The sequence below is a fragment of the Actinoplanes solisilvae genome (genome assembly GCF_003999975.1).
In the GTDB taxonomy this organism is placed as follows: Bacteria; Actinomycetota; Actinomycetes; order Mycobacteriales; family Micromonosporaceae; genus Actinoplanes; species Actinoplanes solisilvae.
Genome location: NZ_RJAC01000002.1, coordinates 253085 through 278790 on the forward strand (window position 1 = coordinate 253085; position 25706 = coordinate 278790).

Annotated in this window: 23 protein-coding genes; 7 read left to right on the forward strand and 16 right to left on the reverse strand. The window is 69.9% G+C overall.

What is annotated here, in order from left to right:
- Positions 1 to 218: 218 nt before the first annotated feature.
- The gene (locus tag EER30_RS07985) at positions 219 to 554 is read left to right on the forward strand and encodes a chorismate mutase (protein ID WP_127499705.1); all 336 of its coding nucleotides are present in this window, start codon (positions 219 to 221) and stop codon (positions 552 to 554) included.
- 39 nt (positions 555 to 593) lie between these two features.
- Here the strand turns inward: EER30_RS07985 and EER30_RS07990 are convergent, their stop codons facing one another.
- The 7 genes from EER30_RS07990 to EER30_RS08020 all read right to left on the reverse strand — a co-directional run bounded on the left by EER30_RS07990 (position 594) and on the right by EER30_RS08020 (position 8418).
- Positions 594 to 1601: an ABC transporter ATP-binding protein gene (locus EER30_RS07990; protein WP_127499706.1), complete on the reverse strand. Its 1008-nt coding sequence runs from the start codon at positions 1599 to 1601 to the stop codon at positions 594 to 596.
- Positions 1594 to 2622 carry an ABC transporter ATP-binding protein gene (locus tag EER30_RS07995; RefSeq protein ID WP_127499707.1) on the reverse strand — a complete coding sequence of 343 codons (1029 nt, stop codon included), beginning with the start codon at positions 2620 to 2622 and terminating at the stop codon, positions 1594 to 1596. The genes EER30_RS07990 and EER30_RS07995 overlap by 8 nt, the downstream gene beginning before the upstream one ends.
- A gap of 7 nt (positions 2623 to 2629) precedes the next feature.
- A complete protein-coding gene (locus EER30_RS08000) occupies positions 2630 to 3529 on the reverse strand; it encodes an ABC transporter permease (protein ID WP_127499708.1) in 900 nt (299 codons plus the stop codon).
- Positions 3522 to 4448, reverse strand: coding sequence for an ABC transporter permease (locus EER30_RS08005; protein WP_127499709.1), 927 nt, complete (start codon positions 4446 to 4448; stop codon positions 3522 to 3524). The genes EER30_RS08000 and EER30_RS08005 overlap by 8 nt, the downstream gene beginning before the upstream one ends.
- 157 nt (positions 4449 to 4605) lie before the next feature.
- Positions 4606 to 6240: a peptide ABC transporter substrate-binding protein gene (locus EER30_RS08010; protein ID WP_240669883.1), complete on the reverse strand. Its 1635-nt coding sequence runs from the start codon at positions 6238 to 6240 to the stop codon at positions 4606 to 4608.
- A gap of 214 nt (positions 6241 to 6454) precedes the next feature.
- Positions 6455 to 7123, reverse strand: a complete 669-nt coding sequence (locus EER30_RS08015; protein ID WP_127499710.1) for a response regulator — start codon at positions 7121 to 7123, stop codon at positions 6455 to 6457.
- Positions 7120 to 8418 carry an ATP-binding protein gene (locus tag EER30_RS08020; protein ID WP_127499711.1) on the reverse strand — a complete coding sequence of 433 codons (1299 nt, stop codon included), beginning with the start codon at positions 8416 to 8418 and terminating at the stop codon, positions 7120 to 7122. Before EER30_RS08020 ends, EER30_RS08015 begins: the two co-directional genes overlap by 4 nt.
- A gap of 153 nt (positions 8419 to 8571) precedes the next feature.
- Between EER30_RS08020 and EER30_RS08025 the strand changes: the two genes are divergently transcribed.
- Genes EER30_RS08025 through EER30_RS08035 form a run of 3 tightly spaced genes read left to right on the forward strand, consistent with a single transcriptional unit; the run spans position 8572 to position 11861 of the window.
- Positions 8572 to 10233, forward strand: coding sequence for a PspC domain-containing protein (locus EER30_RS08025; RefSeq protein ID WP_127499712.1), 1662 nt, complete (start codon positions 8572 to 8574; stop codon positions 10231 to 10233).
- Positions 10230 to 10586, forward strand: a complete 357-nt coding sequence (locus EER30_RS08030; RefSeq protein WP_127499713.1) for a hypothetical protein — start codon at positions 10230 to 10232, stop codon at positions 10584 to 10586. Before EER30_RS08025 ends, EER30_RS08030 begins: the two co-directional genes overlap by 4 nt.
- A gap of 27 nt (positions 10587 to 10613) precedes the next feature.
- The gene (locus EER30_RS08035; RefSeq protein WP_127499714.1) at positions 10614 to 11861 is read left to right on the forward strand and encodes a phosphatidylserine decarboxylase; all 1248 of its coding nucleotides are present in this window, start codon (positions 10614 to 10616) and stop codon (positions 11859 to 11861) included.
- A 47-nt stretch (positions 11862 to 11908) separates the two neighbouring features.
- On the opposite strand, the gene EER30_RS08040 is transcribed toward EER30_RS08035, so the two are convergent.
- From EER30_RS08040 to EER30_RS08050, 3 genes are all read right to left on the reverse strand, one after another.
- Complete coding sequence (locus EER30_RS08040) at positions 11909 to 12865, reverse strand: CDP-alcohol phosphatidyltransferase family protein (RefSeq protein WP_432417521.1); 957 nt, start codon at positions 12863 to 12865, stop codon at positions 11909 to 11911.
- A gap of 218 nt (positions 12866 to 13083) precedes the next feature.
- Positions 13084 to 13986 carry an NUDIX hydrolase gene (locus EER30_RS08045; protein WP_127499716.1) on the reverse strand — a complete coding sequence of 301 codons (903 nt, stop codon included), beginning with the start codon at positions 13984 to 13986 and terminating at the stop codon, positions 13084 to 13086.
- A 5-nt stretch (positions 13987 to 13991) separates the two neighbouring features.
- The gene (locus tag EER30_RS08050; protein ID WP_127499717.1) at positions 13992 to 14942 is read right to left on the reverse strand and encodes an NUDIX domain-containing protein; all 951 of its coding nucleotides are present in this window, start codon (positions 14940 to 14942) and stop codon (positions 13992 to 13994) included.
- A gap of 205 nt (positions 14943 to 15147) precedes the next feature.
- On the opposite strand from EER30_RS08050, the gene EER30_RS08055 reads away from it, so the two are divergent.
- Positions 15148 to 15417, forward strand: a complete 270-nt coding sequence (locus EER30_RS08055; RefSeq protein ID WP_127499718.1) for a PspC domain-containing protein — start codon at positions 15148 to 15150, stop codon at positions 15415 to 15417.
- Positions 15418 to 15421: 4 nt separating this feature from the next.
- Here the strand turns inward: EER30_RS08055 and guaA are convergent, their stop codons facing one another.
- Both guaA and EER30_RS08065 read right to left on the reverse strand, forming a co-directional pair.
- Positions 15422 to 16969 carry a glutamine-hydrolyzing GMP synthase gene (guaA, locus tag EER30_RS08060; protein WP_127499719.1) on the reverse strand — a complete coding sequence of 516 codons (1548 nt, stop codon included), beginning with the start codon at positions 16967 to 16969 and terminating at the stop codon, positions 15422 to 15424.
- A 97-nt stretch (positions 16970 to 17066) separates the two neighbouring features.
- Complete coding sequence (locus EER30_RS08065) at positions 17067 to 18797, reverse strand: S8 family serine peptidase (protein ID WP_164842257.1); 1731 nt, start codon at positions 18795 to 18797, stop codon at positions 17067 to 17069.
- A gap of 190 nt (positions 18798 to 18987) precedes the next feature.
- Here EER30_RS08065 and EER30_RS08070 point away from each other — a divergent pair, with 190 nt between their 5' ends.
- On the forward strand, positions 18988 to 20064 hold the full coding sequence (locus EER30_RS08070) for an LCP family protein (RefSeq protein WP_127499721.1): 1077 nt from the start codon (positions 18988 to 18990) through the stop codon (positions 20062 to 20064).
- A 3-nt stretch (positions 20065 to 20067) separates the two neighbouring features.
- Here EER30_RS08070 and EER30_RS08075 read toward each other — a convergent pair whose 3' ends face one another.
- The 3 genes from EER30_RS08075 to guaB are packed head-to-tail and all read right to left on the reverse strand — an operon-like array spanning position 20068 to position 24109.
- Positions 20068 to 21480, reverse strand: a complete 1413-nt coding sequence (locus EER30_RS08075; protein ID WP_127499722.1) for a M1 family metallopeptidase — start codon at positions 21478 to 21480, stop codon at positions 20068 to 20070.
- Between the two features lie 10 nt (positions 21481 to 21490).
- Positions 21491 to 22609: a GuaB3 family IMP dehydrogenase-related protein gene (locus EER30_RS08080; RefSeq protein WP_127499723.1), complete on the reverse strand. Its 1119-nt coding sequence runs from the start codon at positions 22607 to 22609 to the stop codon at positions 21491 to 21493.
- A 12-nt stretch (positions 22610 to 22621) separates the two neighbouring features.
- The gene (gene guaB / locus EER30_RS08085; RefSeq protein WP_127499724.1) at positions 22622 to 24109 is read right to left on the reverse strand and encodes an IMP dehydrogenase; all 1488 of its coding nucleotides are present in this window, start codon (positions 24107 to 24109) and stop codon (positions 22622 to 22624) included.
- A gap of 121 nt (positions 24110 to 24230) precedes the next feature.
- Here guaB and EER30_RS08090 point away from each other — a divergent pair, with 121 nt between their 5' ends.
- Complete coding sequence (locus tag EER30_RS08090; protein ID WP_127499725.1) at positions 24231 to 24632, forward strand: DUF5319 domain-containing protein; 402 nt, start codon at positions 24231 to 24233, stop codon at positions 24630 to 24632.
- A 26-nt stretch (positions 24633 to 24658) separates the two neighbouring features.
- Here EER30_RS08090 and EER30_RS08095 read toward each other — a convergent pair whose 3' ends face one another.
- Complete coding sequence (locus EER30_RS08095; RefSeq protein WP_127499726.1) at positions 24659 to 25510, reverse strand: response regulator transcription factor; 852 nt, start codon at positions 25508 to 25510, stop codon at positions 24659 to 24661.
- Positions 25511 to 25706: the final 196 nt, after the last annotated feature.

Here is a 25706-nt window from a genome sequence, read left to right on the forward strand (position 1 = left end):
CCACGGTTCGGGCGGTTTCCTTGCGGAGCCGTTCGCGGCGGGGGCATACTCGGCAGCGTGATTCAGCGCGCGCGATTTTTTTACTATGGCACCGGAGGTTCGGCAGCCGTAGGACGCGTCTGAGCGACAGACCTACAACAGGCCCCGGGCTTCACCGCCCGGGGCTTGTTGCTGCCCGGGCCGGGTCGACCGGGGCGCAAGCACCCGAGGAGCACGCCATGACCGCCGACACCGCCGACCGGACCGCTGACGCGGCTGACGCCGCCGACGCCGACAAGCCGCAGCAGGCCACCGGCACCGACGAGCCGCTGGCCGCCCACGAGATCCGCGCCATGCGCGAGCGGATCGACGAGATCGACCAGCAGATCATCGACCTGTGGCTGGAACGTGCCGGCCTGTCTCAGCAGGTCGGCCGCACCCGCATGGCCAGCGGAGGCACCCGCCTGGTGCTCTCCCGGGAGCGGGAGATCGTCGAGCGCTTCCGTGAGGCCCTGGGTCCCGACGGCGCGCAGGTCGCGTTGATGATCCTGCGGGCCGGTCGTGGCCCGTTGTGATCATCCGGCGCGGCTCATCACCGGGCGATGGCCTACACCTCAGTAGTGGCGGGTCGTGATCCTCGGCTCGGCGTAGTGGCAGGCGCTCGGGTGGGACGAGCGCTGCCGCAGTTCGAGGCGGGGCTCCTGGTCGGCGCAGTGGGGCTGGGCCTTCCAGCAGCGGGTGCGGAAGCGGCAGCCTGAGGGCGGGTCGGCCGGGGACGGCACGTCGCCCTCGAGCATGATCTGGTCGCGGTGGCCGCGCAGGCGCGGGTCGGGCACGGGCACGGCCGACAGCAGCGCCTGCGTGTAGGGGTGGGTCGGCTGGTCGTAGATCGCCACGTCGTTGCCGGTCTCGACGATCTTGCCGAGGTACATGACGGCGACGCGGTCGGAGATGTGGCGGACCACCGACAGGTCGTGGGCGATGAACACGTAGGAGAGGCCCAGCTCGCGCTGCAGACTCTCGAGCAGGTTGATCACCTGGCCCTGGATGGACACGTCCAGGGCCGAGACCGGCTCGTCGCAGACGATGATCTCGGGGCGCAGGGCCAGGGCGCGGGCGATGCCGATGCGCTGGCGCTGGCCGCCCGAGAACTGGTGCGGGTAGCGGTTGATGTGGTCCGGGTTCAGCCCGACGATGTCGAGCAGGTCTCGCACCGCGCGCGCCTTGCCGTACCCGGGCACCGCGTCGGGGTGGATGTCGAACGGCTCGCCGATGATGTCGCCGACCGTCATCCGCGGGTTGAGCGACGTGTACGGGTCCTGCATGACCATCTGGATGTTGCGGCGCGCGCGCCTCAGCGCCGTACCGGTCAATCGGGTCAGATCGTCGCCGCGCACCTGGATCTCGCCGCGGGTCGGCTTCTCCAGACCGACCAGGAGCTTGGCCAGCGTCGACTTGCCGCAGCCCGACTCCCCCACGATGCCCAGCGTCTCGCCCCGGCGCAGCTGCAGGTTCACTCCGTCGACGGCGCGGACCGCCCCGACCTGGGTCTTCAGGACGACGCCCTTGCTGATCGGGAAGTGCTTGACCAGGTCACGGGTTTCGAGCACGACGTCAGACACCGAGGACCTCCCGGACGAAGTGGCAGCTCGCGATCCGCTGCGGCGCGATCCGATAGGCGGGCGGCGGTTCCAGCCGGCAGATCTCCCGGGCGTACGTGCAACGGGGGTGGAACGCGCAGCCGGAGGGGATGTCCGTGAGCGCGGGCGGCAGTCCCCGGATCACGTTCAGCGGACGGCCCTTGAGGTCGAGGCGCGGGATCGATTCGAGCAGCGCCTGGGTGTAGGCGTGCGCGGGGCGGGCGTAGATGTCGTGGACCGGGGCCTCCTCGACGACCTTGCCCGCATACATGACCGCGATCCGGTCGGCCACCGTCGCGACCACGCCCATGTCGTGCGTGATCAGCATCAGGCCCATGCCGCGCTGCTGCTGCAGTTCGGCCAGCAGGTTCATGATCTGGGCCTGGACCGTGACGTCGAGGGCCGTGGTGGGCTCGTCGGCGATCAGGACCTCGGGGTCGAGGGCGAGCGCCATCGCGATCATGACGCGCTGGCGCATGCCGCCGGAGAACTGGTGCGGGTAGTCGTCGACGCGGCGGCGAGCGTCCGGGATGCGTACCTGGTCGAGCAGTTCGACGGCGCGCTGCTTGGCGTCCTTGCGGGACATGCCGCGGTGCATCCGGAACTGTTCGGCGAGCTGGAAACCGACCGTGTAGACCGGGTTGAGGGCGCTGAGCGCATCTTGGAAGACCATCGCGATGCGGTTGGCCCGCACCTTGCGGCGGTCGGCCTCGGGCAGGCGCAGCAGGTCGACGCCGCGGTAGCGCACCTCGCCGCGGGTCACGTGACCGGGCGGGGTGTCGAGAATGCCCATGATCGCCTGCGCCGTCACCGACTTGCCGCAGCCCGACTCGCCCAGCACGGCGAGCGTCTCGCCGGGGTTGAGCCGCAGGTCGACGCCGTTGACCGCGCGGGCCACGCCGTCGCGGGTGCGGAACTCGACGTGCAGGTCGCGGACCTCGAGCAGGGGCGCACGGGGGTCGACGCCGGGCAGGGCGTCCAGGTGAGCTCGAATGTCGGTCATCGGCGCCTCACCGCAGTTTCGGGTCGAAGGCGTCGCGCACCGCGTCGCCGAGCATGATGAAGGCGAGCACGGTGGCCGCCAGGAAGACCGAGGGCCAGACCAAAGGCCCAGCGGCCGTACGGGCGTACGGCCCGGCCTCGGCGATCGCGAGCCCCCAGCTGATCGCGTCGCCCTTGAGACCGACCCCCAGGTAGGACAGGGTGGCCTCGCCGGCGATGTTGATGCCGAGCAGGACGGTCAGTACGACGATGAACGGGCCGAACGCATTCGGCAGGATGTGCCGCAGCATCAGCCGGGCCGGGCTCGCGCCGAGCATCCGGGCCGCGGTGACGTAGTCCTGGTTCTTCGCCTCGATCACGGCCGAGCGCATCACCCGGGCCGCGGTGGTCCAGCCGAGCACGCCGAGGGTGACGATCACGGCGACGATCCCGTTGCTCTGCGGGTCGGCCGAGAGCCGCTTGGCCAGCACGATCGCGCCGAGCAGGAACGGGATGGCCAGCATGACGTCGACGAAGCGGGAGAGCAGGGCGTCGAGCCAGCCGCCGAAGTAGCCGGCCAGCAGCCCGACAACAAGTCCGATCAGGCCGGCGACGAGGGTCGCGCTGACGCTGACGACGATCGAGTCGCGGGCGCCGTAGACGGTCTTGGCATAGACGTCGCAGCCCTGGAAGTCGTACCCGAAGAGGGCACCGCCGGAGGCGCCGGCGTGCTTACGGGCAAGCAGGCAGTCCCGCGGGTCGACCGAGGTGAACAGCGACGGCCAGAACGCCATCACCAGGATCACCACGACCAGTACGGCGGCGATCCAGAAGACTTTGCGCGAACGCAGGTCGAGCCAGGCGTCACCGGCGAGGGTGCGGGACTTGCCCGGGGCTTCCACCGTGGAGACGGCGTTGTAGTCACTCATAGCGGATCCGGGGGTCGAGAGCGGCGTAGAGCAGGTCGACGATCAGGTTGATCACCAGGAAGACGATCACCAGCACGCTCACGAAGCCGACCACGAGCGGGCCGTCCTCCGTACGGATGCCGCGCAGCAGGTTGAAGCCGACGCCGGGGATGTTGAAGACGCCCTCGGTCACGACCGCCCCCGACATGAGGGCGCCGATGTCCACACCGATCAGGGTGATCACCGGAATCAGTGAATTACGCAGAACGTGTACGCCGATGACGCGCTTGGGGGCGAGGCCCTTGGCCCTAGCCGTACGCACATAGTCCGCGCGCAGATTCTCGGCCACTGACGTACGGGTCACCCGCAGCTCGGTCGCGACCACGAGCGTGCCCAGCACCAGCGCGGGCAGCAGGAGCTCGTAGAGGTTCGCGTCGCGCGTCGCGGTGGGCGGGAACCAGCCGAGCTGGATGCCGAAGACCAGCTGGGCCAGCGGCGCCAGCACGACGATCGGCATGGCCAGCACGAGCAGGGTCAGCACGAGGGTGGCGGTGTCGAACGCGCCGCCGCGCCGGATGCCCGAGAGCACGCCGGCGCCGACTGCGATGACGGCCGCGATGACGATCGCGAACAGGGCCAGCCGGACGGTGACCGGCCAGGCCTGGGCCAGCATCTCGCTGATCGGGCGCCCGGTGAGCGACTGACCGAAGTCCCCGGTGAGCAGGCCCGACACGTAGTGCCAGTACTGCGTGAAGAAGCCGTCGTCGAGGTGGTAGCGGGCCTCGAGGACAGCCCGTTGACTGTCGGTGATCGGTCGATCACCGGCGAGCGCCTGGAGGGGATCGTCCACGTTGGCGAACATCAGCGCGTAGACGATGAAGGTGGCCCCGAAGAAGGTGAGGACCATCTGGAGCAGGCGCCGCACGATGTAGCGGAACATTTATGTGGCCTTTTGGGCGAGGGGCACAGCGGTGGCGCCACGGTTTCACCTCAACCGTGGCGCCACCACCGTTCGAGCGGTCAGAAATGAGGATTATTCAGGCTAGCGCGACGGCCCAGGTCAAGCCCTCTGTCCACCGAAGCCTGAATAAACCTCATTAACCAGCGATATCGATCGCGTAGATGTCGACCTTCTGGAAGGGGTCCATGGTCACGTCGGTGACCCTCTCGGAGTAGCCGAACACGTTCTGGCCGAACCGCAGCGGCAGCACCGGCATGTCCTTGACCAGGATGTCCTCGGCCTCGCGCCACAGCTTCACGGCCTGGGCGGTGTCCGTCGCCGCGGAGCCCTGCCGGACCAGGCTGTCGAACGTGCTGTTCTTGTAGCCGTAGTAGTTCGACGAGCCGTCGCTGGTGAAGAGCGGACCGAGGTAGCTCTCCATCAGCGGGTAGTCCATCGTCCAGGCCAGACGGATGAGGCCGACGTCCTGCTTGGCCCGCACCTTGTCGAGCAGGGTCTTGAGCTTCGGCTCGCCCACGCCGGTGCAGTTGATGCCGAGGGACGCCTTGATCTGGTTGCACATCGCGTCGACCCAGGCCTTGTGGCCGCCGTCGACGTTGTACGTGATCTTGATGTCCTTCGGGCCGTCGGCCGCCGTGTAGAGCTGCCGGGCCTTGGTGGGGTTGTACTCACACGCCTCGCCGCAGGCGTTCGGGCGGGCCCCGTTCACGACGGGCGACACGAAACCGTTGGCCGGCGTCTCGGCTCCGAGGAAGACCTGGTCGGTCATCTCCCCGCGGTTGATCGCCATGGACAGGGCACGGCGTACGTCCGGGTTCTTGTACTTCTGCTCGTAGACCGGGAAGCCGACGAAGTGGAACGCCGAGCTGGGCGACTTGCCGAGGCGGTTACCGAGGTCACCGGAGGCCGAGCCGAGGCTCTCGATCGGGATCTTCGTCTCGACGTCGAGGTTGCCCGCGACCAGGTCGGCGTACTGGGCGCCGAGGTCCTGATAGATCTTCCAGGTGATGGCGGCGACCTTGGGCACCGTGCCCTTGAAGTCGGCGACCTGCTCGACGACGATCTTCTCGTCGTGCTCCCACTTGCCCTTGATCTTGAAGGGGCCGTTGCCGATCGGCGCCTCGCCGAAGTCCTTCTTGAGCTCGCCCTCACCCGAGAAGGCGGCCTTGGGCAGCGGGTAGAACGCGTCGTAGCCCATGACGGACGCCCACCCGGCGAAGCCCTCGGTGAGGGTCACCCGGAAGGTCAGGTTGTCGACCTTCTTGAGCCCGCGCATCTCTTTGGCCTTGGGCTCGCCCGGCTTCTGGGGGCCGTCGCCGTCGGCGTCCTTGCCCTGCAGGTCGGCGTAGCCGTCGATGCGCTTGAAGAAGTAGGACGCGTCCTGGGCGTGCGGCCCGTAGGCGCCGTAGTTCCACGCGTTGACGTAGTTGTCGGCCGTCACCGGCTCGCCGTTGCTGAAGGTGAAGCCCGGGCGCAGCTTGACCGTCCAGACCCGCTTCTGCTTGTCAGCGGTGATCGACTGCGCGGCGACCGGGTAGGGCGCGCCCTTCGCGTCGAACCGCACCAGCGGATAGAACAGCGAGGCAAGCACCTGAGAGCCGTTCGCCTCGACAGTGTTGGACGGGACCAGGCTCGACGGTTCGACGATGCCGATGCTGATGCTGTTCGGCAGAGATTCGGTGTCCTCCGAGGTGCTGCCGCTGCAACCGGCCGCCAACAAGACGATGGCGGCCGCTCCGGCCGCCATCTTCCACGGGCTTTTCCCAGGCATGTGGGGGGTGCCTCCTTCAGGGCGCTCACGGGGGTCGTGTGAGACGCAGCAACTGTGACACAGAGCCAATGGCTGCCAGAGCCCCGTTATCAAGCCGATATTAGCCAGACCCCAGGTGGGAGCCGCTTCCCCGGCCAGACAGAAGCGCCTGAGCTGCAACGATGTCAGGCGGTACGCGAACGGCGACTAACCGCAGCGGGACCGTCCTGAGTGCTCAGACGAGGCGACGATCCGCCGCCCATCGTGACAATTCGTAACGGTTGCTCATCTGGAGCTTGCGCAGGACATTCGAGACGTGGGTCTCGACGGTCTTGATCGAGATGAACAACTCCTTGGCGATCTCTTTGTAGGCGTAGCCCCGGGCGAGCAGGCGCAGCACCTCGCGCTCGCGGTTGGTGAGCTGATCGAGCTCGGGGTCGGCAACCGGCACGTCGGGCCGCGAGGCGAACGCGTCGAGCACGAACCCGGCCAGCCGCGGGCTGAAGACGGCGTCGCCGTCGGCCACCCGGCGGATCGCCGCGGCGAGCTCGTCGGGCGAGATGGTCTTGGTCACGTAGCCGCGGGCGCCGGCCCGGATCAGACCGATCACGTCTTCGGCGGCGTCGGAGACCGACAGGGCCAGGAAGCGGACGTGGGGGTGGCTGCGGCGCATCGAGTCGAGCACGGCGCGGCCACCGCCGTCGGGCATGTGCACGTCGAGCAGCACCACGTCAGGCTCGATCGCGGCGATCTTGCTGACTGCCTCGGCCACCGAGCTCGCCTCGCCGACCACCTCGACGTGCGCACCCAGCTCGGCCCGGACACCGGCGCGGAACATCGCGTGGTCGTCGACGAGGAAAACGGTCAGCCGCCGGTCGGTCGGGCTGGTCTCGGGCTCGGTCATCGTGCTGCCTCCTTAACGGCCGACGCGCTGTCCCGCGACGGGGACATGGTCAGCCTGACCTCTGTGCCGTCGCCGGGAGCGCTACGGATCTCCGCCTTGCCACCGTGGCGCTGCATGCGCCCGATGATGGAGCCTCGCACGCCGTGCCGTGATTCCTGCACGCCGGAGAGCTCGAAACCGACACCGCGGTCGCGCACGAAGACACTGAGTTCCCCGTCCGACCGCCCCGCCACCGCCCCTGACCCGGCCGAAGACTCTCCCTGCTCGACCTCGGCGTAGAGCGAGACGGTCTGCACGCCGGCGTGGCGGGCCGCGTTGACCAGCGCCTCGCGGGCCGCCGCGACCAGGGCCGCGACCCGCTCGTCGCACTCGGTGTCGCCGACCACGACCGTCTCGACGGTGATCGCATAGGTGTCTTCCACCTCGGCGGCGGCCTGCTCGAGGGCGGCGGCGAACCGCTCGGTCGGCGAGGCGGCCGGCTTGTAGAGCCAGTTGCGCAGGCTGCGCTCCTGACCCCGGGCGAGCCGCTGCACCTCTTTGATGTCGGTCGAGTTGCGCTGGATCAGGGCGAGCGTGTGCAGCACCTGGTCGTGAATCATGGCGGCCAGCTCGGCCCGTTCCTGCTCGCGGATGCGGCCCTCGCGCTCGGTGCGCAACTGGTTGAACATGCGCCACAGCAGCGGCGCGGCCACCACGCCGACGCCGAGCAGGCCGACCAGGGCGAAGATGACCCCGTTGACCACCGAGGTGAGGCTGTCGGCCGGGGCGTAGACCGCGACCACGCCGATGATGCCGGTGGCGACCAGCACCCCGCCGCCGATGAAGCGGAAGAGGAAGAAGCGGCGGTCGCTCTCGGCCACCACGGCGGCCAGCCACGGCTGCTGCGGCATCGAGCCGCCCAGGTGACGGCGGGACGGGTCGGACTGGTGCCAGATGATGCCGGCGCCGACCGCGACGACCGCGATGAGCCAGCCCGCCGTGCCGGCGACGTTGTCGTCGAAGACCAGCGTCTGGAGCAGCACGACGCCGAGGCCGATGGCGGCGAACGGGAGCAGCATGCCCAGCTCGCGGCGCTGGGGCGGGTCGGCGGTCGCCGCCTCTTGCGGAAGCACGGCCCAGAAGGCCGCGTAGAGAAGCAGGCCGAGGCCGTTGAAGCCGAGCAGCACCACCAGCGCGATGCGCACGACCAGAACCGGAACGCCCAGGTGCCGCGCGAGACCGGACGCGACGCCCGCGATGACGCGGTGGTCGCGCGGCCGGTAGAGCCGGCGCGTGGGCGGGGTGGCGGCGGTGATGGTTCCTCCTCGGTCCGTGTCCTTCGATCGTCACACGTTCCGGCCGCCCGGACCACGGGGAACTTCCCCTGGTATCGGCCGGCCGGATCTCAGGGTGGCCTCAGGGTCGCCGCCGGAAGCGGCTCGGGTGTCCGGGCGGAGAGGATCGGTGTCATGAACGACGAAGCTGCCGAATCGCGGGGCCCGTCCAGTCCGTCGCAGGACGTGCCGGCGTCCGCCGCCGCCGACGCACCCACCCCGCCGGCGGATTCCGCGCCGCCGCGCCCCGACGCCACGCCGCGCCCCGACGCCACGCCGCGCTCCGATGCCACGCCCCCGCGCTCCGACGCCACGGCCGGCGCGGGAAGCCCGCCGCCCGGCAACCCGCCGCCCTGGTTCGCGCCGCCCGGTGGTGGTTCGGCCGGCGATCCGCCGCCACGGCCGTCGTTCTCCCGCGACAAGCTGGTGCGTCCCCGTCAGGGGCGCTATCTGGCCGGTGTCTGTGGCGCGCTGGCCCGCGCGACGAACACCGACCCGGTGCTGTGGCGCGTGCTGCTCGTCGTGCTCGGTGTGCTCAGCGGCGTCGGCGTGCTGCTCTACCTGATCGGCTGGCTGGTCATCCCCGTCGAGGGTGAGACCGCCTCGCCGATCGAGTCGCTGCTCGGCAAGGGCCGCTCCGGCATGGCGCCGATCACGGTGATCCTGCTCGGCGGCGCGGCCGTGCTGTCGTTCGCCTTCATCGTTCAGGACGGCATGCGGGCCAGCCTGCTGGCCTGCGCGATCATCGTGGGTGCGGTCCTGCTCATCAAGCGCGGCGGCAACCCGCAACAGCAGTCGGGCGGGTCCGGGGCGTTTCCCGCCTCCGCTCCGCCCGGCCCGTTCGAGCCGGGCGCGTTCGACCGCACCGCCCCGTACGACACCGCCCCGTACGACACCGCCCCGTACGACACAGCGCGGTTCGACACAGCGCCGTTCGACACCGCTCCGTTCGACACCGTTCCGCCTGCCACGGAGCCCGCGGCGGCCACGGCCGCACCGGCCACCCAGCCGATGACGCCTCCGGTGGTTCCGCCGGTGGTTCCTCCGGTGGCCTCGCCCGCCGAGCCGCCGCCGGCCTACACGCCGCCGCCCGGCGGCTACCGGCCGCCGTTCGCGCCGCACGGGCCCTACGCCCGCCCCACGCCCGTCACCTATCCCCCGGCGCCTCCGGCCGCGCCCAAGCCGCCGAAGCCGCCCCGCGAGCGTTCCAAGCTGGGCCGTCTGACGTTCTTCGCGCTGATCATGGTGCTCGGCGTGATGGCCGCGATCGACACGGCCGGCGCGAGCATCGCGGTCTCCGCCTACTTCGCGGCCGCCCTGGTCACGATCGCGCTCGGCCTGATCGTCGGCGCCTGGCTCGGCCGGGCCCGCGGGCTGATCGCGCTGGGCCTGATCGCCTCGATCGGCCTGCTCGTCTCGACCGGCGCCGAGCGTTGGGGCAGCGAGGTCGGCAACAGCGTCTACCGGCCGGCCACGCTGGCCGGGGTCGCCGACCGCTACGACTTCACCGCCGGCAATACGACGCTCGACCTGCGCCAGGTCGACTTCGCCGGCAAGGAGCAGGCGGTCACCGTGACCATGAAGTTCGGCCAGATCCGGGTGCTGGTGCCGGCGAACGTCGACACCACGACCTCGCTGCAGATCTCCAACGGCCGGGCCGTGGTCTTCGGCAAGGAGTTCACCGACCGTCAGGCCGACGGGCAGAGCCTGACCGACCTCGGACCCGACGGCGCCGGTGGCGGCACCCTCAAACTCGACCTGCAGATGGACACTGGCAACGTGGAGGTTCACCGATGAGGCCGCACCGCACCGATGGCGTCTCGCTCAGCTTCGGCGTGCTGTTCCTGCTGGTCGTGGCCTGGTGGGCGGTGTCACGCGTGGTCACCCTGCACCTGCCCGCGGTGGGCTGGCTGGTCGCCGGCGGTCTGATCGTCTTCGGCGTGATCGGCCTGATCGGGGCGCTGCGCTCGGCCCGTCCGACGCCCGAGCCCGCCGCCCCGGCTCCCGAGCCCCCGGCCGAGCCCGAGCTGCCGGGCGACCTCACGCCCGAGGTGCACGCCTCGATCATGCGCGAGCTGATGGACGACACGGTCGACCGCATCACGAAGGAACACCCCGGCCTGTCCACCGAGCAGCCCCGCAAAGACTGAGGTGAGCCGCACCATATGCTCGACGGCATGACTCCTCCGTTCCCCGCCGTGTCCCGTGCGCCGATCGTCGGAGTGGGCGCCACGGCCGCCCGTGCCCTGACCGCCGAGTTCGCCCGGCACAACGCGGCGTCGTCCGCGGTCGTGGTGGGCGCCGACCACGCCTCGCCGGTGGTCGCGAGCGTCGTCGAGGCCCTGCTCCCGGGCGACCGCCTGACCCTGGTCGCCGGCGAGCGCAGCACGGCCGACCTGCTCCGCGACCACATCGACGGCCTCGGCAGCTGGATCGCCGACCGCGTGCACGTGGTCGAGTCGCTCGACGAGGCCGAGCCGGCCGACACGGTGATCGTCGCCGAGCCGCTGACCGGCACCGCCGCCGACGTGCGCGATCTGCTCGACCGTCTGGGCAAGCACCTCACCGACGGCGGTGTCGTCACCCTCGCCGTCCCGGCGACGCCGGGCCGCACCGGTGGCGCCGCGGCCGAACTGTTCCGGCAGGGCGCCCTCTTCGGGGTCGGCTCCGACCTGGTCGTCCGCAACCAGCCGCCGCTGCGCGTGCACAAGCTGCGCTTCACGCCGGCCGACGCCCGCACAGCGAGCAAGCTGGCGCCGGCCTACCGACCGTCGAGCGTGCCCGTCACCCGCGGCATGCACATCGACTCCAACGGTGTCGCGGCCGCGGGCATCGCGCTCGGCCTGGCCGCCGTGGCCCGCGTCGTGCGGCCGAAATCGAAGCTCTGGCTGCTGCCGGCGCTCGCGGCCGCGCCGGTCGCCGCGTTCTTCCGCGACCCCGAGCGCGAGCTTCCCGACGACCCGGCCGCGGTCGTGGCCGCGGCCGACGGGCGGGTGCTGTCGATCGAGCGGATGACCGACGAGCGCTTCGGGCCGGGCGAGTTCCTGCGCATCGCGGTGTTCCTGTCCGTGCTCGACGTGCACGTCAACCGGGTGCCGGTGGCCGGCCGGGTGACCGACTACTTCGTCGAGGACGGCGGCTACGCCAACGCGATGACCGCCGCGGCCGAGCACAACGTCGCGGCCTACACGGTGCTCGACACTGAGCACGGCACCGTCGCGGTCGCCCAACGGACCGGTCTGATCGCTCGGCGCATCGTGCAGCGCACCCCGGTGGGCACGTTGGTGGCGCGGGGCGAGCGCATGGGCCTGATCCGCTTCGGCTCCCGCACCGACGTCTACCTGCCCGCCGACAAGGCCGAGGCCCTGGTCAGCGTCAACGAGAAGGTGGTCGGCGGGTCGTCCGTCATCGCCCGCTGGCTGTAGGACGCGAAAAAGGCCGTCCCCGACCGGGGACGGCCTTTTTGCGTTTGTCAGGCGGCCGGCTTGCGCACGACCCACATGATCGGGCCGCTGATCAGGTAGGCGGCCACGACCAGGACGAAGGTCAGGCGGGCGTCGACCAGGGCACCGACGATCGGCAGCAGCCAGAGCCACGGCGGCAGCTTGATCAGGCGGGCGAGCTTGGCGTAGGGGAAGCTCGAGACCATCGCGAACGCCAGCAGCGCCACCCCGCCGAGGACGATCACGCCCGGCAGGGGCAGGTCGATCAGCACGGTGAGGGCCAGCACGGCGGCCGCCATCGTCGTCGGGACGCCGCTGAAGAAGCGGCCATCCTTCGGCGAGACGTTGAAGCGGGCCAGCCGGATCGCGGCGCAGGCGGCGACCAGCGCGCAGGCCACTGCGGCGGCCGGGGTCGGCACACTGTGCGCCAGCGACGCGTAGACCACGATGGGCGCGGCCAGGCCGAAGGAGCACATGTCGGCCAGCGAGTCCATCTGGGCGCCGAACGGGCTCGACACGCCCAGCTTGCGGGCGAGCGCGCCGTCGAGGCCGTCGAAGGCGACGCAGGCGACCAGGAAGGCAGCCGCGAGTCGAACCTCGTCGTGCATCGCCAGCAGGATGGCGAACAGGCCCAGGGCCAGACTGGCCAGCGTGCAGGCCTGCACGATCGCGAAGCGCACCTTGCGGGCGGTGGTGTGCTCGCCGGGAAGCAGGGAGACCTCCACCGACTCCTCGACGGGGGCGGGGATCGCCAGATGCGGCGCGACGACCGGGCCGATGGGACGGCCGGGTTCGGCGCCGGTGTAGATGACCTCGGCCCGGGTGGCAGTGGCGGCTCGGCCGGACTCGGCGTTGCGGCGCCCCACGCGCACCATCAGGGCCTGCCGTGCGAGGGTTCCGCCGCGGCGCAACCGTCCTGCCCAACGACGACCGGCGGGACGGGGGCTATCCGTCGTGCGACGCCGGCGCCACGGGGTTCTCGGCACGTGCTTCCTCCAGGGGAGTAGGTGGTCCACCGTTGCGGTGGGTTGTGCCCCGGTAGCCCGCCGCACATGCGGACCGGGGAAATTGCGGTGTACACCATCGCACAGCAAGACGACCTTGGCGAGAAGCCGCATCGACCGACGTTGGTGACGACCTCCTCCGGTTCCGGTAGCCGGGCGGTGAGGACAGGCCCTTTCCCGCGCCTCTCCCTGGGGCGATTTTACCTCGCCGGTTCCGCTTCGATCCGTTCTACGCCCTGCAGAGCCAGTTCGGTGAGCCGCAACGACCTCACCTCGGCGAGCGTGAACCAGCGCGCCTCGGCGGTGGACCCACCGGCTTCCTCGCTCACCACAGGTTCCGTCGGCCGGTCGACATAAACCCTGAACAGGACACGGATGACGTGCCAGTCGATCGGGGAACCCTCCGGACCGACGGCGCCCGGGTCGTAGCGGTGCGAAACCCCGATCAGGCCGGTCACCCGTCCGTGTTGCGAGGTTTCCTCGGTCAGCTCACGGGCGAGCGCGACCTCGGGTGTTTCGCCGTGGTCGGTGCCCCCGCCCGGGAGGTGCCAGCGGCCGGCCCCGGGATAGCCCTCGGCGATGCGGGCGAGCAGGACGCGGCCGTCCGGGTCGGTCGCCGCGGCGTACGCCCCGAAACGCTGCACCCGCTCGGGGCGGAACAATTCCTCGCCATCGTCGGGTTTGTCCGATTCGGCGGGCGCGAAGCCCAGCATCGCGGCCGTGAAGGGCATCAGCGGCAGCTCGGCCAGCCGGTCGGCAGCCACCCACTCGACGGACTCGGTGGTGCCGGCCGCCTCGAAGCGCAGCGACCCGCCGTTCGCCGACACGTCGTAGACAACTCTGTCCGTGTGCTCCAGCTCGCCGGTGGGCAGCCGGAAGACGTCGGCGGTGACGGTGCGCAACGCGTCGACGGTGACAGACAGACCGGTCTCCTCGGCGAACTCGCGCACGACCGCGTCGTCGGGGTGCTCGCCCTGCTCGACGCCGCCGCCGGGCAGGGTCCACAAACCGGGGAACGAGCTGAGCGGCGAGTTCCGGGCGAGCAGCACCCGCCCGGATCGATCGCGACAGATCCCGTACGCCCCGACTCGTCTGATCTTCACCGGGCCTAGATTAGCCGCGCCTTCCGCAGCGCCTCGGCCGTCACCTCGGTGAGCTCGTCCTCCGGCAGGTCGGCGACCTCCTTGACCGGCACCCAGCGGGCCTCGGAGGTGGAGCCGCCGACGTCTTTGACGGCGACCTCGGTGGGCGCGTCGACGATCACCCGGTAGAAGGCGCGTACGCCGTGCCAGTCGATCGGGTAGCCCTCGGGCCCGAGCGACGCCGCGTCACGGTGGCTGGCCACGCCGAGCAGCTCGATCAGCCGGCCCTCCTGACCCGTCTCCTCGACCAGCTCGCGGATCAGCGCCGTGCCGGGCTGCTCGCCGTAGTCGGTGCCGCCGCCGGGCAGGTGCCAGCGACCCTCGCCCGGATAGCCCGGGGCGATGCGGGTGAGCAGCAGCGTGGTGTCCTGCGGGTCGGTGGCGATCGCGTAGGCCGCGAAGCGCTGGGCCCGGTGCAGCCCGTCCGGCCCGGGATAGGCGTAGAAGGACGGGAAGTCGGGCGCCTCCTCGGGCCGCAGGTCACCCGCGGCCGCGTCGAGGCCGAGCGCGGCCGCGGTGAACGGCCGCAGTTTCAGGCGCTCGGCCTCCTCGAGGGTGTGCCAGCGGGCCAGGTCGGTGGGGTGCCCGACGCGGTCCACCAGATTGCCGCCACGCAGCGAGACCGAGTAGATGAGGCGGTCGGTGTGGATGGTGACGCCACGGTGCGGCAGCGAGCGCATATCGGCCAGCACGTCGCGGAGCCCGGTGACGGCGACGGAGAGGCCGGTTTCGGCGGCCGTCTCGCGCACGACGGTGTGGTTGGGGTCTTCGCCGTGGTCCACGGCGCCGCCGGGCAACGACCAGACGCCCGGCGTGCCGGAACGACTGGAGGCGCGCACGAGCAGCACGCGGCCGTCGTCATCGGTGGCGACGGCGTAGGCGGCGATCCGGCGGAGCGGTTCTAGTGCGGGGGTCACAGGGCGGCATTCTGCCCGGAATATGTTAACTCCAGAAAACGTCTGTCGGATTCCTGACAGGTGGTTAGCGCTGCGTAACCGCTGATCAGAGCCGTTGCCAGCACATGGCGCTCGTGATCCACTACAAAGCGTAATGCCGAAATCAGGGTCGGTATCCGGGTGCTCACCGAGGTTGACAGGGCCCTCACGCGGACACCATTACGGCATGACTCACGACGCCGAAGCCCCTTACAAGCAGCTGCGCCGTCCCCTCGACGACCGTCTCGCGGCGGGCGTCTGCAGCGGCGTCGGCCGTTATTTCGACATCGACCCGGTGCTCGTGCGGGTGGCGTTCGCCCTGCTCGCGGTGATCACCTTCGGGACGGCCCTGGTGGCGTACCCGATCATGTGGTTCCTGATGCCCGAGGAACCCGCGCCGGCCCCGCCGGTGTGGCGCGACCCGAGCGACCCCACCTGGGGCCGCCCGGTCAGTTAGGCGCCTATTCCCACTCGATGGTGCCCGGGGGCTTGCTCGTAACGTCGAGGACGACCCGGTTCACCTCGCGCACCTCGTTGGTGATGCGCGTCGAAATCTTGGCGATCAGGTCGTAGGGCAGGCGAGACCAGTCGGCGGTCATCGCGTCCTCGCTGGAGACGGGGCGCAGCACGACCGGGTGGCCGTAGGTGCGGCCGTCGCCCTGCACACCGACGCTGCGTACATCGGCCAGCAACACGACCGGGAACTGCCAGACGCCGCGGTCGAGACCGGCCGCCGTCAGCTCCTCGCGGGCGATCAGGTCGGCCGCCCGCAGAATGTCGAGCCGGTCGCGGTCGACCGCGCCGATGATGCGGATCGCCAGGCCGGGGCCGGGGAACGGGTGGCGCTGCACCATCTCTTCCGGCAGGCCCAGCTCGGCGCCGAGGGCGCGCACCTCGTCCTTGAACAGGGTGCGCAGCGGCTCGATCAGCGCGAACTGCAGGTCGTCGGGCAGGCCGCCCACGTTGTGGTGCGACTTGATGTTGGCCGTGCCGGTGCCGCCGCCCGACTCGACCACGTCGGGGTAGAGCGTGCCCTGCACCAGGAACTCGATGTGCCGCTCGGCGTCGAGCTCGCGGGCCGCGGCCTCGAACGTACGGATGAACTCGCGGCCGATGATCTTGCGCTTCTGTTCGGGGTCGGTGACGCCCTCGAGGTGACCCAGGAACACGTCGGCCGCGTCGACGACCTTGAGCCGGATGCCGGTAGCGGCGACGTAGTCCTTCTCGACCTGCTCGGCCTCGCCCGCGCGCAGCAGGCCGTGGTCGACGAAGACGCAGGTGAGCTGGTCACCGATCGCCTTGTGGACGAGCGCGGCGGCGACCGCCGAGTCGACCCCGCCGGAGAGACCGCAGATCACCTGCTTGTCGCCGACCTGCTCGCGGATCGCGGCGACCTGGTCCTCGATGATGTTGCTCGGGGTCCAGGTGGGCTCGAGGCCGGCGATGTCGTAGAGGAAGCGCTTCAGCATCTCCTGCCCCTGCTCGGTGTGCGCCACCTCGGGGTGGAACTGCACGCCGGCCCGGCGGGCGGTGAGATCTTCGAACGCGGCCACGGGAGCGCCCGGGGTCGACGCGGTGACCGCGAAGCCCTGCGGGGCGACCGCGACGCTGTCGCCGTGGCTCATCCACACCGGCAGGTCGTCGGGGAGCTCGCGCAGCAGCGTGCCGCCCTGAGCGGTCAGGTGGGTGCGCCCGTACTCGCGGGAGCCGGTGTGGGCGACCGTGCCGCCCAGCGCCTGGGCCATGGCCTGGAAGCCGTAGCAGATGCCGAAGACGGGCACCTCGTTGTCGAACAGCGACGGGTCGAGAACCGGGGCGCCGGGCTCGTAGACGCTGGACGGGCCACCGGACAGGATGATCGCGGCGGGGTTCTTGGCCAGCATCTCGGCCACGGGCATCGAGTGCGGGACGATCTCGGAATAGACCCGCGCCTCACGCACACGGCGGGCGATCAGCTGGGCGTACTGTGCGCCGAAGTCGACGACGAGAACCGGGCGGGGAGTACTCACCCGCCGAGTTTACCGGTAGCGGCGTACGCCTTCCCGGGCCGGTCACAGCGAAGGAGCCGGCCACGAGGGCCGGCTCCTTCATTGTCGATCAGATGGTTCAGCGGGTGTAGCTGTACTTCGTCGAGAGCTTCGTGTTCCCGGCCTTGTCGTAGCCGCGAACCTGAACGGTGAAGCTCTTCGCCGCGTTCGCGGTGTTGATGACGAACGAGCCGGTCGCCGTCTTGGTCTGCGAGACCTTGCCGTTGATCAGCAGCTCGTACTTGTTCATGCCGAACTGGTCAGAACCGGTGTACTTGACCGTGATGTTGCCCTTGACCTTGGACCCGCTCTTCGGCGCCGAGGTGATGCTGGTGGCCGGCGCCACGTTGTCGATGATCACGTTGACCGAGGAGGTCTTCAGGTTGCCGGCCTTGTCGTAGATCCGCAGCTCGACCTTGGTGTTGCCGTTGTAGCCGGCCGAGTTGAAGGAGACGCTCCACGGGGCGACGCTGTCGTAGCCCTTCGAGACGCCGTTCACGTACAGCGACACCATGCGGATCCCGGACCGGTTGTCAGTCAGGTTGACCGGGGTGACCGCGACGGTGCCCCGCCGGTAGTACCCGTTGCCCGGAAGGATGTAGGACAGGCTGGGCGCCACCGTGTCGGTCGGCACGTTCAGCGAGGCCGGAATGTCGATCAGGCCGTAGTTCACGCCGCCGTTGGTCAGCTTGTGCTTGCTGGCGCCGGCGTAGATCGAGCTGGCCAGCGACCATCCGCTGTAGCTCGGGTTCCGCGACTTGATCAGTGCAGCCGCACCGGCCACGATCGGGGCCGCGAAGGACGTCCCCTCCGTACCGGTGTTGTAGTTGCTGTTCCGGTCCATGCTGAGCACGGTGCCCGGGGCGGCCACGTCGACCCACACAGAGCCAGGGGCGTTGTAGGACGAGTAGTACGACCGGGTCGTCGTGCCGTCGGTGCAGGACGGGTCCGACTGCCAGTTGTAGCAGCGGTCGCTCGACGCGACGGTGAGCACGTCACCGTAGGCCGCCGGGTACTGCGGCGTGGTGTTGCCGCGGTTACCGGCCGAGGCCACGACCAGGGCGCCGTTCACGTTGGCGTACGCCACCGCGTCGGCCAGCACCTTGCTCGACTCGGGGCCACCGAGCGAGAGGTTGAGGATCCGGGCGCCCCGCTGGACGGCCCAGATGATGCCCTGAGCGACCTCGCTGTCCCAGCCGCCACCGGTGTTGTCGAGCACCTTGACCGGCAGGATGTTGCAGTTCCAGCAAACGCCGGCCATGCCCTTGCCGTTGTTGCCGCGAGCGGCGACGAGGGCGGCGACCGAGGTGCCGTGACCGTAGTCGTCCCAGGCGCTGTTGTCCTTGTTGACGAAGTCGTACCCGGGCAGGACCGCGCCGGCCAGGTCACCGACGGCGTTGACGCCAGTGTCGATCACCGCGACCGTCACCGCCGAGCCGGTGGTGGTGTCCCACGCCTGCGGGGCACCGATGGTGTACATCTCGTTCTGCTTACTGAAAGCCGGGTCGTTCGGAACCCCGAACGCCTGCTTGCGCACATCCCGCTCGACGTACGACACGTTCGGGTCGTTACGCAGGGCGGACATCAGCGCGGCGCTACGGCCCTTGGAGACCGTGACCCGCGACGCGTTGATCTCGGACAGTGCCGTCTGCGAGACACCACCGCCGACAGTCACCCGCGCACCGGCGCTGGAGAGAGTCTTGGTGGCGACGGTACGGTTGGCACCGTCCTTGTAACCGACGACGAGCTGAACGGGCTCGTTCGCGGTGGGGTTCTCGGCGGCCAGGGCCCAGGTGGAAGCGCTCGTCATCGAGGCGATGACAGCGGTGGAGATGAGACCGACAGCAATCCGTCGGTTGGTGGGCTTCATTGAAGCGTCTGCCTCCCCCGTAGATATGCGGCGGTCAGCGTAAGGCACAACCGGCGATTGCGATCACCCGTTTCACATCGCGAGATCTTGAGGCATTGAGCTGGAGATCAAGCTCGCTTACTGTTCCGCCATGCGGAACAAGAGGATGGGTCTGGGGATCGTGGGCGCGGTGGTCCTCGTTCTTCTCGCCGGTGGCGGCATCGCGTGGGCCGTCCGATCCGGGGGCGGCAAACCGGCGGCGGCACCGCGGATCCCGGCCGCTCCGTCCGCCACCTTCGCCGAGCCGGCCCCGACCACCCCACCCCCGTCGCCGGGCGCCGACATCACCGGGCCGCTCGACCTGATGATCGTCGGCGTCGACACGCGCGTCTCGATTCCCGGGTGGGAGCCGCACGCCGACGCGATCATGCTGCTGCATGTCGAGCCGGGGCTGCAGAAGGCCTATCTCTACTCGCTGCCGCGCGATCTGCGCGTGCCGACACCCGGGTCCGGCACCCACAAGATCACCGAGGCGATGAGCCGGGGCTCGCGAGTGGGCGAGGGCGAGGAGCCGAGCGTGCAGAAAGGCTACGAGCTGCTGCGCAAGGCCGTGGTCGCGTACACCGGGATCAAGCAGTTGCAGGCCGGCGCGGTGCTCAACTTCGGCGGGCTGGCGCGGCTGACCGACGCGCTCGGCGGTGTCGACCTGGTGATCGACCAGACGGTGAAGTCGCGGCACCGCAAGCCGGACGGTTCGATGCGCCCGCTGTCGGGCGGCGACTACCGCGGACCGCAGGCCGTCTACCTGCCGGGCAAGCGGCACCTGGTGGGGTGGCAGGCGATCGACTACGCCCGGCAGCGTTACGGGCTACCCAACGGCGACTACGACCGGCAGCGTCACCAGCGGCAACTGGTCACGGCGTTGCTGAACAAGGCTCTCGACGAGGGACTCGGCGACTCACCGGACAAACTGGACAGTGTCCTCAAGGCGCTCGGCGACACGTTCGTCTACCTCGGCGGACGCACTCCGCTCGAGTACGCGTACGCCCTCCGGAACCTCACCCCGGACAAGATCACTCGGGTCAGTCTGCCCGGCCGCGGTGTCGGCTCGGGCGGCGATTATCTCGGCGAGCAGCTCACCGCCGAGGGCAAGGGCTTCATCAAGGCCGTCGCGCAGGGTAAGGCGGCCGCCTATCTGGCCGCCCACCCCAAACTCGTCGACAAATGACCGTCAGGGCTTCGCGGGTTTGCCCGTCGTGAACAGCCAGGACCGGAAGAAGTCGTCGAGCTGCTTGCCCGAGACCTGCTCGGCCAGGGCGATCAGCTCGTCGGTGTTCGCGTTGCCGTTGCGGTGCTCGCTGGTCCATCGGGTGAGCAACTGGTCGAACGCGGCGTCGCCGATGGTCTTGCGCAGCGCATAGACGGTCATCGCGCCGCGCTGGTAGACGGCGTCGCCAAAAATGCGGGCGGCGCCGGGGTTGCCGGTCTCGACGGGCTGGTTCCACGGGTACGAGGCGTACGCCCGGTCGAAGTTCTGCTGCACCGAGCCTCGGCCCGACTTCTCCGACCACAACCACTCGGCGTACGTCGCGAAGCCCTCGTTGAGCCAGATGTCCTGCCACTTCTCGATGGCCACGCTGTCGCCGAACCACTGGTGCGCGAGCTCGTGGGCGACCACCGACTCGTTCGGGCCGGCCGTGAAGAACCCGGGACCGTAGACCGGGCGGCTCTGCGTCTCGAGGGCGTAGCCGATGCGCCGGTCCTCGACCGCGACGCCACCGTTCGCGGCGAACGGGTACGGCCCGAACTTCGTCGCCAGGAAGTCGGTGATCTCGCCGGTCTTGGCCAGCGACCGCTCGGCCGGGCCGTTCGCCGGGAACGACTCGGGGACCGCCAGCACCATCGGCTTGCCGGCGTGCGTGGTCGACGTGACGCGGTATTGCCCGATCACGACCATCGACAGGTAGCTGGCCATCGGCGAGTTCTCCGACCAGACCCAGGTCGTCCAGCCGTCCGTGGTGTCGCTGGGGCCGGGCACGCCGTTGCTGATCGCCTCGACGCCCTCGGGCACGGTCATCGCCAGCTTGAAGGTGGCCTTGTCGGACGGGTGGTCGTTGACCGGGAACCAGGTGCTCGCCGACTCGGGCTGGCCGAGCGCGACCGCGCTGTCCCCGCTCTCCAGCCAGCCGCCGTCGCCGAGGGCGGAGTTGGCGAGCTGGCTCGGCTCGCCGCCGTACTTGATCACGACGGTGAACCCGCGGCCGTTCACGATGCCGGCGGTGGGGGTGATGACGAGTTCGGTGCCCTGGGCGGCCGAGGTCGCGGGACGGCCGTCGACCGTCACGTCCCGCGCGGTCAACTTGGACAGATCAAGGTTGAACCGGGACAGGTCCTGAGTGGCCGTCGCGGTGATCGTCGCCGTGCCGTCGAGCCGGTCGGTGCGCGGGTCGTAGCGAACCTGCAGATCGTACGACGCCACGTCGTAGCCGCCGTTGCCGTATGTCGGGAAGTACGGGTCGCCGGCGCCGGGCGACCCCGGCGCGAAGGACGGAGACGGCGCGGGTGGTTCCTCCTTCTCGGGGGAGGAACAACCCGCGACGATCAAAACCCCACTGATCAGCCCGGCAATACCTGCACGCCTCATAGGCGCGAGGTTACTTGTCCAGGACGAGCGCGACCTTTTGGAACTCTTTGACGTCGCTGTAACCACATTTGGCCATCGCGCGCTTCAAGCCCCCGAAGAGGTTGAGCTGACCGTCGGCCCGGTCGGCCGGACCGTAGAGCAGCTCTTCGAGGGTGCCGTCGGGCTCACCGGCGATGCAGAAGCCGCCGCGCGGAAGCTGCGGGTGGCTCGCCGACGAGTGCCACCAGGCCCCGCCGGCCGGGGAACCCTCGGCCAGTGAGAGCGGCTCGCCCAGCATCACCGCGTCGGCGCCGCAGCCGATCGCCTTCGCGATGTCGCCCGAGGTGGAGATGCCGCCGTCGGCGATCAGGTGCACGTAGCGGCCACCGGTCTCGTCGAGGTAGTCGCGGCGGGCGGCCGCGGCGTCGGCGATCGCGGAGGCCATCGGCACCCGGATGCCCAGGACCGTGTCGGTGGTCGACCACTCGTCGGCGCCCACCCCGACGATCACGCCGGCCGCGCCGGTGCGCATCAGGTGGAGCGCGGTCTTGTAGTCGGTGCAGCCGCCGACGATCACCGGCAGGTCGAGGTCGGCGATGAACTCCTTGAGGTTCAGCGGCTCGTCCGTCGTGGACACGTGCTCGGCGCTGACCAGGGTGCCCTGGATGACCAGCAGGTCGACGCCGGCGTCGAGCACGACCGGGGCGAGTGCCAGCGTGTGCTGCGGCGACACCCGCACGGCGACGGTGATGCCGCCCTCGCGCATCGTGCGCACCCGCTCGGCGATCAGCTCGGGCCTGATCGGCTCGGAGTAGACCTCCTGCAGGCGCCGGGTGGCGTCGGCGTCCTCGTCGAGCGAGGCGAGCTCTTCGAGGATCTTGGTCGGGTCCTCGTAGCGCGTCCAGAGGCCCTCGGCATTGAGCACGCCCAGGCCACCGAGGCGGCCCAGGGCGATCGCGGACTCGGGGCTCATGGTCGCGTCGGACGGGTGCGCGACGCAGGGGATGCGGAAGGGGTAGGCGTCGACGCGCCACTCGGTGGACACGTCGTCCACGTCGCGGGTGCGCCGGCTCGGGACGATGGCGATGTCGTCCAGGTGGTACCCACGCTGAGCGGTCTTGCCCAGACCGATCTCCACGACGTCACGCATTGCGGCAGTCTCCTAGCGGGAGTGGTAGTTCGGGGCCTCGACGGTCATCTGGATGTCGTGCGGGTGGCTTTCCTTCAGACCGGCAGCGGTAATCCTGATGAGCTGGCCACGCTCCTGCAAGTCGGGGATCGTCTCGGCGCCGGCGTAGCCCATCGCGAGCCGCACGCCCCCGACGAGCTGGGCCACGACGCGCGAGAGCGGGCCGCGGTAGGGCACCTGACCCTCGACACCCTCGGGAACCAGCTTCTCCTCGGGGACATCGTGCTGGAAGTAGCGGTCCTTCGAGTACGACTTCGCCTGGCCCCGCGACTGCATGGCGCCGAGCGAACCCATTCCACGGTACGACTTGTACTGCTTGCCGTTCACGAAAATGAGATCGCCGGGGCTCTCCTCCGAGCCGGCCAGCAGACCGCCGAGCATGACCGTCTCGGCCCCGGCCACGATCGCCTTGGCGATGTCGCCGCTGTATTGGATACCGCCGTCGGCGATCACCGGGACGCCGAACGGGGCACAGGCCCGCTGCGCCTCCATGATCGCGGTGATCTGCGGGACGCCCACGCCGGCCACGATGCGGGTGGTGCAGATCGCGCCCGGGCCCACGCCCACCTTGACCGCGTCGGCGCCGGCCTCGGCCATCGCCTTGGCGCCCGCGTAGGTCGCCACGTTGCCGCCGACGATGTCGGTGACGGTGTCGCGCTTGAGCCGGGCGATCATGTCGAGGACCTGGCGCTGGTGACCGTGCGAGGTGTCCACGATGATCACATCGACGCCGGCGTCGATCAGGCCGCGGGCGCGCTTGTAGGACTCGTCGCCCACACCGACCGCGGCGGCGACCCGCAGGCGGCCCTGGTCGTCCTTCGTCGAGTTGGGGAACTGCTCGCTCTTGACGAAGTCCTTCACCGTGATCAGGCCGCGCAGCCGGCCGCTGTCGTCGATCAGCGGCAGCTTCTCGATCTTGTGCTGCTGGAGCAGGGCGAGCGCGTCGTCCTTGCTGACGCCGACTGGGGCGGTGATCAGCGGCATCTTGGTCATGACGTCGCGGACCTTGGCGCCGTCGTCGGTCACGAAGCGCATGTCACGGTTGGTCACTATGCCGACGAGGGTGCCGTCGGAGTCGGTGACCGGCACGCCCGAGATGCGGTAGCGGCCGCAGAGCTGGTCGACCTGACGCAGCGTGTCGTCGGGGCTGCAGGTCACCGGGTTGGTGATCATGCCCGACTCGGAGCGCTTCACGAGGTCGACCTGGGCGGCCTGATCCTCGGGGGAAAGGTTGCGGTGCAGCACGCCGATGCCGCCCTCGCGGGCCATGGCGATCGCCATGCGCGCCTCGGTGACCGTGTCCATCGCCGCGGACAGCAGCGGGATCGTCAGCGTGATGTTGCGGGTGAGCCGTGTATTGGTGTTGACCCGGCTCGGCACGATGTCCGATTCGCCGGGCTGTAGAAGCACGTCGTCGAAGGTCAGACCGAGCGGAACCGTGCGGGCCGAGTCAGTTTCCACGGAGTATCCCTAAAGCCGGAAGACGAATGATTCATCGTACCCATCCCGGAGACGCTGCCTCGCGCGACGGACAGCACGTGCGGGCCAGCACACATCGCTCGCGGGTGAGTACGGTAAGGGGGTGCAAGAAGAGCCGATCGACCCGTTCAACGGCGACCCCACCGACCCGGCCGCCGGACTCGACGACCTCGACGACGACGTCGAGAACGAGCCGCTGACCGACGCCGAACGGCAGGACGTCCTCGAGGACCTCTCCGACCTGGAGATCTATCAGGCGCTCCTGAGCCCGACCGGCATCCGCGGCCTGGTCATCGAGTGTGAGGACTGCCACGAGCCGCACTACTTCGACTGGGACCTGCTTCGCGGCAATCTGCGCCATCTGCTCGACAGCGGCCGTCCGAGGGTGCACGAGCCGGCCTACGACCCGGACCCCGATCACTACGTCACGTGGGAGTACGCGCGCGGCTACGCCGACGGCGTCCACGACACGTTGACCGAGGGCAACGAGGACGAAAAAGACTGACGGGGGGCCGAGGCCCCCCGTCAGATCTAAGCGACCAGCCCGGCTCTGAAGCCGGCTGCTACCGCGTGGGCGCGGTCTCGCGCCCCCAGCTTCCGGAAGAGCCGCCGTGCGTGTGTCTTGACGGTGTCCTCCGAGACGAAGAGCTCCCGCCCGATCTCGGCGTTGCTCTTGCCGTCGGCCATTCCCCGCAAGACCTGCAGCTCGCGCTCGGTGAGCGTGAGCCGCCGTCCCGCGGGCGCCGGATCGGCCACCCCGACCTGAGCCTCGTTGCCCGGCCACGCCACCATCGGCCGGCCGGTCGCCGGGTCGATCGGGGCGTCGCCACGCTGGGCCGGAACCATCGGCGCGTTCGGGCCGAGCATGGCCGGCACGGACGCCGCGTTCGGCGAGCCCATGGCCAGGCCGTTCTGATAGGCGGCACGGGCCGCGGTGGAGTTGTTGTTGCGCGCCCCACCGGCGACGGTGGCCGGCTGGGCGTTCGCCCCGTTGATCGGCATGCCCTGCGGGCGCACCGGGAGCAGAAGCAGGAGCAACGCCTTGGCGACGACACTGACCAGGTCGTGCTCGACGCCGCGGATCACGCCGCGGGCCCCGGCGGCGACGGCCGCCGCGGCCACCCGGGGGTCTTCGGCGCCGAAGAGCACCAACTGTGCCTGCGGCGCGCGGGCCAGGACGCGACGGGTGAAGCCGACGCTGTCGGGACGAGTCACGGCGGTGTCAGCCAGGACCACTTCAGCCGGCCGTTCAGCCAGGCGGATCATGGCCTCGGTCTCGCTGACCGCGGTCCGGACGACGCCGGTCATGCCGAGCCGGGCCGCGGTGGACGCGACGGTCTGGGCCGCCAGCGGGGTACGGACGCACACGAGGACGGTACGCACAGTGATCCTCCTTCTCTCTCAGAGGAGATCACGCGAGGGCCGCAGCATTACGCGCTTTAGATGGAAAAAATGGGAAAGATCGGTATGACTTGCCAGCCCGATGTCATGCGGCTTCAGAAGACATCGACATGTTGCGTGTGAGCCGGGGATCACCGGGGTAACACCGCGGCAGGCCTGAGCAAGGGCCCTCATGACG

What these genes read in the sequence shown, in the direction of transcription:
- EER30_RS08010 (WP_240669883.1), bottom strand. Translation starts at nt 6,240, where the DNA reads ATGCCTGGGAAAAGCCCGTGGAAGATGGCGGCCGGAGCGGCCGCCATC.
- EER30_RS08025 (WP_127499712.1), top strand. Translation starts at nt 8,572, where the DNA reads ATGAACGACGAAGCTGCCGAATCGCGGGGCCCGTCCAGTCCGTCGCAG.
- EER30_RS08000 (WP_127499708.1), bottom strand. Translation starts at nt 3,529, where the DNA reads ATGAGTGACTACAACGCCGTCTCCACGGTGGAAGCCCCGGGCAAGTCC.
- EER30_RS08080 (WP_127499723.1), bottom strand. Translation starts at nt 22,609, where the DNA reads ATGCGTGACGTCGTGGAGATCGGTCTGGGCAAGACCGCTCAGCGTGGG.
- EER30_RS08005 (WP_127499709.1), bottom strand. Translation starts at nt 4,448, where the DNA reads ATGTTCCGCTACATCGTGCGGCGCCTGCTCCAGATGGTCCTCACCTTC.
- EER30_RS08075 (WP_127499722.1), bottom strand. Translation starts at nt 21,480, where the DNA reads ATGAGGCGTGCAGGTATTGCCGGGCTGATCAGTGGGGTTTTGATCGTC.
- EER30_RS08035 (WP_127499714.1), top strand. Translation starts at nt 10,614, where the DNA reads ATGACTCCTCCGTTCCCCGCCGTGTCCCGTGCGCCGATCGTCGGAGTG.
- EER30_RS08070 (WP_127499721.1), top strand. Translation starts at nt 18,988, where the DNA reads ATGCGGAACAAGAGGATGGGTCTGGGGATCGTGGGCGCGGTGGTCCTC.
- EER30_RS08065 (WP_164842257.1), bottom strand. Translation starts at nt 18,797, where the DNA reads ATGACGAGCGCTTCCACCTGGGCCCTGGCCGCCGAGAACCCCACCGCG.
- EER30_RS07985 (WP_127499705.1), top strand. Translation starts at nt 219, where the DNA reads ATGACCGCCGACACCGCCGACCGGACCGCTGACGCGGCTGACGCCGCC.
- EER30_RS08015 (WP_127499710.1), bottom strand. Translation starts at nt 7,123, where the DNA reads ATGACCGAGCCCGAGACCAGCCCGACCGACCGGCGGCTGACCGTTTTC.
- EER30_RS08055 (WP_127499718.1), top strand. Translation starts at nt 15,148, where the DNA reads ATGACTCACGACGCCGAAGCCCCTTACAAGCAGCTGCGCCGTCCCCTC.
- EER30_RS08030 (WP_127499713.1), top strand. Translation starts at nt 10,230, where the DNA reads ATGAGGCCGCACCGCACCGATGGCGTCTCGCTCAGCTTCGGCGTGCTG.
- EER30_RS07995 (WP_127499707.1), bottom strand. Translation starts at nt 2,622, where the DNA reads ATGACCGACATTCGAGCTCACCTGGACGCCCTGCCCGGCGTCGACCCC.